The 5,520-nt window shown below is 73.2% G+C and carries 4 protein-coding genes; 3 read left to right on the top strand and 1 reads right to left on the bottom strand.

From position 1 onward, the window contains the following. Nucleotides 1-300 precede the first annotated feature (300 nt). Nucleotides 301-1,728, top strand: coding sequence for an NAD(P)/FAD-dependent oxidoreductase (locus tag J7F03_RS40055; RefSeq protein ID WP_214958144.1), 1,428 nt, complete (start codon nt 301-303; stop codon nt 1,726-1,728). A gap of 84 nt (nt 1,729-1,812) precedes the next feature. Here the strand turns inward: J7F03_RS40055 and J7F03_RS40050 are convergent, their stop codons facing one another. Beyond that, entirely contained in the window at nt 1,813-2,880 is a 1,068-nt protein-coding gene (locus J7F03_RS40050) for an ATP-dependent DNA ligase (RefSeq protein ID WP_214958143.1), read from the bottom strand. Between the two features lie 75 nt (nt 2,881-2,955). Here J7F03_RS40050 and ligD point away from each other — a divergent pair, with 75 nt between their 5' ends. Together ligD and J7F03_RS40040 are read left to right on the top strand one after the other, a co-directional pair. Then, complete coding sequence (gene ligD / locus J7F03_RS40045; RefSeq protein WP_214958142.1) at nt 2,956-3,975, top strand: non-homologous end-joining DNA ligase; 1,020 nt, start codon at nt 2,956-2,958, stop codon at nt 3,973-3,975. Between the two features lie 191 nt (nt 3,976-4,166). Beyond that, nucleotides 4,167-5,501, top strand: coding sequence for a hypothetical protein (locus J7F03_RS40040; protein ID WP_214958141.1), 1,335 nt, complete (start codon nt 4,167-4,169; stop codon nt 5,499-5,501). Nucleotides 5,502-5,520: the final 19 nt, after the last annotated feature.

Raw genomic sequence — 5,520 nt, 5'->3', positions numbered from 1 at the left:
AGTCTCTAGGAACGGTTCCGTACTTATGGGCGTCCTTCGCAGGGGGTGGTGGCGCGGGCGTGGACGCGGATCCGCTGCCTCGCCTTGCCCGGCGGCTCCATTTGCCGGTCGGCGACATCGTTTGTCAAACGGAGCGCTGCCGGTCGGGGTTCGCGGCGCGGCGGGGATTGACGGTGGCCGCGGCCACCGTGATCGGCCCCGGCCCTTCGAATAGGACAACTGTGCGGGTTTCGGTCAGGGTCCGCCCGCGCAGGCTTCCGGCGGTCTGATCGTCGTACAGCTCATCGCTCAGGGGGCGCAATGGCACATGTGCTGGTTATCGGCGGGGGTATCGGAGGGCAGGCCACCGCACTGCTCGCGGCACGCCGCGGACACACCGCCGAGCTCTTCGAACGCGATACGAGGGCCCCCGGCACCGCACTCGACCGGGACTTCTTCGGCTGGCGCCGGCCGGCCGTGCCGCAGGCGGGTCATCCGCACGCGCTTCTCGGCGCCGCGCGCAATCTGCTGCGTGACGAACTGCCCGACGTTCACGCCGAGATGCTCCGTCTCGGAGCGCGTGAGCGGCACGAGCTGGACTGGTTCGACGTACGGCCCCCGGCGCGGCCGGGCGACGAGGACCTCGTCATGCTCCAGGCGCGGCGGATCGTGCTGGAGAGCGCGCTGGCCACGGCGCTGCGCGCGGAGCCGGGCGTGGTCGCACGGTACGGGGAGCCGGTGACCGGGTTGACCACGGCCGGGGCCGGTGGGGGCGGTGGGGCGGCCGGGGGAGCGGCGGGCTCCGAGGCGGTGCACGTGACGGGTGTGACCACGGAGGCGGGAGCGTACGCGGGGGACCTCGTCGTGGACGCGGGCGGCCGGCGCGGCGGCGCCGACCGGTGGCTGACGGCTGCCGGCTGCCGGCCCGGGGTCGTGGAGCGCCACCGTACCGGGCTCGCGTACTTCTGCCGCTGGTACCGACTGCCCGAGGGCCGGGAGGAGGGACCGCGGCGGCCTTGGGCGGTGTCCGGCGGAGCCTTCGCCGGCTGCGCGGTCTTCCCTGCCGACAACCGGGTGTTCGCGGTGGCGCTGTTCGTGCACACCGAGGACCCCACTCGCTCCGCACTGCGCGACCCCGCCGTCTTCGAGGCCGCCGCGCGGGCCTTCCCGCCCGGCGCGGCGTGGCTGGCCCTGGGCGCCGAGCCGCTGTCGGACGTCCTGGCCACGGCGGGCCTGGACAACCGCTGGAGTTCGCTCGTCGACGAACGCGGGCCGGTCGTGCGCGGGTTCGTGCCCGTCGGTGACGCGGTCACCCACACCAACCCGACGCTGGGGCAGGGCACTTCGCTGACGCTGTGGGCCGCGAGCAGAGTGGCCCGTACGGCGCACCAGGACCCTGGATCCGTACGCTTCTCCGCCGAGTACCACGGGTGGGCGGTGCGCACCCTCAAGCCCTGGTTCGACTTCCAGGTCGTCGCGGACGAGGCCATCGGGGCACGGTTCGCGACCCGGGCCGCGCGTTCGGGGGCGGCCCGCGACGCGGCGGCGCTGTTCGAGTGCGCGCTGCAGGACCCGGAGGTGATGCGGACGCGGGCCAGGGTCCGGCACCTGGCCGATCCTCCGGCGCGGGCCTACGCGGATCCGGAGATCAGGGCGCGGGTGGCACGGTGGCTGGCGGAGCGGCCCGACTACGTCCCGAACGACGCGGGCCCGAGCCGTGCGCAATGGGAGAAGCTCACGGCGGGGTGACGGGCCGGTAGCCCCGGCTCGGCAGCCCGGCAGCCCGGCAGCCCGGCAGCTCGGCAGCCCGGCAGCTCGGCAGCCCGGCCGGTGTCAGCCGGTGGTTCCGAGCACCTCGGCGAGGTCGTAGCCGACGACCTCCTCCAGCTGGGCGTACGTACAGCTCCGCGGCTCCCGGTCGGGCCGCATGCGGCGGAACTGCGCGGTGTGCCGGAAGCGGTCGCCCTCCATGTGGTCGTAGGCCACCTCACAGACCCACTCGGGGCGCAGCGGCACCCAGGACAGGTCCTTCTTCCCGGTCCAGCGGCTCTGTGCCCCGGGGAGCCGGGCGGTCTCGTGGGCGGCCTCCTCGGCCCAGGCGGCCCACGGGTGACCCTCCGGGTCGGGCATCCGGAGCGGTTCCAGCTCCTCGATCAGCTCGGCGCGGCGCTTCATCGGGAAGGCGGCGCAGACGCCCACGTGCTGGAGCGTGCCGGCGTCGTCGTACAGGCCCAGCAGCAGCGATCCGACAATCGGACCGCTCTTGTGGAAACGGAAACCCGCGATGACGGCGTCGGCCGTACGCTCGTGCTTGATTTTGAACATGAGGCGGGCATCGGGCCGGTAGGGGAGATCGAGGGGTTTGGCGACGACCCCGTCGAGCCCGGCGCCCTCGAACCGCTCGAACCACTCCTGCGCGAGCGCGGGGTCGGTGGTCGCGGGCGCGAGATGGACGGGGGGCCGAGCGGTGGAGAGGATGCGGGTGAGCGCGGAGCGGCGCTCCGCGAGCGGCTGCTCGAGCAGGGCCTCGTCGCCGAGCGCGAGCAGATCGAAGGCGACGAAGCCGGCCGGAGTCGTCTCGGCGAGCATCTTCACCCGGGACGCGGCGGGGTGGATCCGCTCGCTGAGCCGGTCGAAGTCGAGCCGCCGGCCATGGATGAGGATGATCTCGCCGTCGACCACGCAGCGGTCCGGCAGGTTGGCCTTGAGTGCCGTCACCAGCTCGGGGAAATACCTGGTCAGGCTCTTGCCGGTGCGACTGCCGATCTCGATCTCATCCCCGTCGCGGTGGACGATCGCGCGGAAGCCGTCCCACTTGGCCTCGTACTGCATGCCGGGTGGGATCTTGGCGACGGACTTGGCGAGCATCGGCTTCACGGGTGGCATCACCGGCAGATCCATGTCTCCGATTCTGCGGTGGTACGCCCGGACGTGCTCGGTGGGCGGGCCAGGCCGGGCCCGCCTACCGTGGCGCACATGGGTGCTGCGGGCAAGGCGATCGAGCTGGAGGCGGGCGGCCGGACGGTCAGGCTGTCCAGCCCGGACAAGGTGTACTTCCCCGAGCGCGGCCTCACCAAGGGGGACGTGGCCGCCTACTACCTCGCGGTCGCGGACGGAATCACCCGCGCCCTGCGCGACCGGCCCACGACCCTGGAACGGTTCCCGGACGGGGTGGAGGGCGAGTCCTTCTTCCAGAAGCGGGCACCGAAGAACCTGCCCGACTGGATTCCGACCGCCCACATCGCCTTCCCGAGCGGGCGCACCGCCGACGAGATCTGCCCGACCGAGCCGGCCGCCGTCCTGTGGGCCGCCAACCTCGGCTGCCTCACCTTCCACCCCTGGCCGGTGCGCCGTGAGGACACCGACCGACCCGACGAACTGCGCATCGACCTGGACCCGCAGCCGGGTACCGACTACCACCACGCGGTCGCGGTCGCCCACGAACTGCGCGGCCTGCTGGAGGAACTGGGCCTGCGCGGCTGGCCCAAGACCTCGGGCGGGCGCGGCCTGCACGTCTTCGTGCCGATCGCGCCCCGCTGGACCTTCACGGAGGTCCGCAGGTGCGCCATCGCGATCGGCCGGGACCTGGAGCGCCGGATGCCGGGGAAGGTCACCACCGCCTGGTGGAAGGAGGAACGCGGCGAGCGGATCTTCGTCGACTACAACCAGACGGCGCGCGACCGCACGATCGCCTCGGCCTACTCCGTCCGGCCCCGCCCGCACGCGCCGGTCTCCGCACCGCTGCGCTGGGACGAGCTGGACACGGCGGAGCCGCGCGACTTCGACATCGTGACGATGCCGGCGCGCTTCGCGGAACTGGGCGATCTGCACGCGGACATGGACGAGCACGCCTTCGCCCTGGACGCCGCCCTGGAGCTGGCCGACCGCCACGAACACGATCACGGTCTGGGCGACATGCCGTACCCCCCGGACTACCCGAAGATGCCGGGCGAGCCGAAGCGGGTCCAGCCGAGCCGCGCCAAGCACGAGGACTGAGGGCTGTCCCGTAATCCCCGGCGGGCGCACGACGACGGCTACGGCACCTCGCCGCGTTGCACGGCGCCGGACGACGCGGGCTTGACCGGCCCCCGGTGCCCGGAAAAGGCCTGGGGCGCCGTCGTCGGCCGTGGCATGATCGGCCGCATGACCGAATCCTGTGTACGGAAGGGCGGCCACCGCCCCGCACTGTGAAGTGGCTGGACGAGGCCGTGGCCTCCGGCGACGCCAACACGCCCGCCCACCCTTCCCGCATCGCGGTGCTGAACGCCGTGAGCGCCGACCGATCCTCTCCCGAGGCCATCCGGCTGCTCCGGCTGGCTCGCTCGACCGACCCCTCCGTCCGCCGTGAGGCCTTCGACCTTCTCCTGAGCCTCGTCCACGACGGGCCCTGGCCCCAGGCGGCCGATGCCGCGCTGCTCCGGCTCAGCGATCCCGACGAGGCGGTACGGCGCCTGGCCGCGCGGCTCCTCGTGCGTGCCGGGCACCCTGACCTCGCCCTCGCGGCGCTCGGTCATCTCACCGAACCGGTGGTGCGCACCGTCCTCGCGGAAAACCTCGGTGATGCCGTGGCCCACCTGCGCGACGACCCCCTCGCGGCCGTCCGCTTCCTCGCCCGCCTGGCGACGCTCCGGACTGCCCCTCCCGCGTGCCGTCCGGACCTCGACGCGGCTCTGTTCGCCGACGCGCGGGAAGCCGCACTCCACCTCGCGGACGCCGGCGAGCGCTGGGGTCGGGTGCTGTCCGGGCTGGGGCGCGAGCGGCACACGTACCAAGTCGTGGCCGGACTCCTGGCCGACCCCGGGACCCGGGACGTCGGCGCCGGGCTCGCCCGCGCGGCGTGTCACGCCTGGCGGGCGGCGCCGGTCGAGCTGCTTCCCCTGCTCGTCCGTCACTGCGGGCAGGCGAGCGGTCAGGGGATCGGCCGGGCCATGGCCGAGGCCCTGACCACGGCGTCGATATCGGAGCGGGCGATGAGCGAACACGGTGATCTGATGGCCGCGATCGAGTTCGCCCCGCGCCCGAGGTCCCGCGAACCGAGGTGTGGCGCCACCCCGTCGTACGACGCGGTGTCCGCCGCCGAACTCCTGTCGGCCAAGCCCGTGGGGACGGCCAGGCTCAGTTGCGCCCCGGAGATCTTCGGCGCCCTGCTGGACGCGGGCCCGCTGACCTTCCGGCAGGCTGCGCAGCTGTACAACCTCACCTTTCGATGGCCGGGCCGGATGCAAGCCGTGTGCGCCCCGCTCTGGCTCCGGCACGCGGGGCCCACGGCCCTGCCTCGACTCCTGGGCCTCATGACCCCGTACCTGCACGACTACGCGGTCGGCGAGTTCTACCTCGACGGGCTCGCGCGGATGGGCGGGCAGGCGTTGCCCGCCCTGCCGGCCGTGACGGCAATGATCGAACGGCGTACACGCATCCCCGTCAACGACTCCACGGCGGACGGCGAGATGCGGCTGGACGAGAAGCTGCTGAAGGCCGCTCTCCAGACCCGCCGCGCGATTCTCGCGGACGGCCTCCCTTAGCCTTGATCCACCGACGTGG

It is taken from the genome of Streptomyces sp. ISL-43 (assembly GCF_018614195.1).
Lineage (GTDB): Bacteria > Actinomycetota > Actinomycetes > Streptomycetales > Streptomycetaceae > Streptomyces.
This window is presented reverse-complemented; position numbering and strand designations above follow the sequence as displayed.

Coding starts and splice junctions, on each gene's coding strand:
- J7F03_RS40055 (WP_214958144.1), top strand. CDS start 301: ATGGCACATGTGCTGGTTATCGGCGGGGGTATCGGAGGGCAGGCCACC.
- J7F03_RS40050 (WP_214958143.1), bottom strand. CDS start 2,880: ATGGATCTGCCGGTGATGCCACCCGTGAAGCCGATGCTCGCCAAGTCC.
- ligD (WP_214958142.1), top strand. CDS start 2,956: ATGGGTGCTGCGGGCAAGGCGATCGAGCTGGAGGCGGGCGGCCGGACG.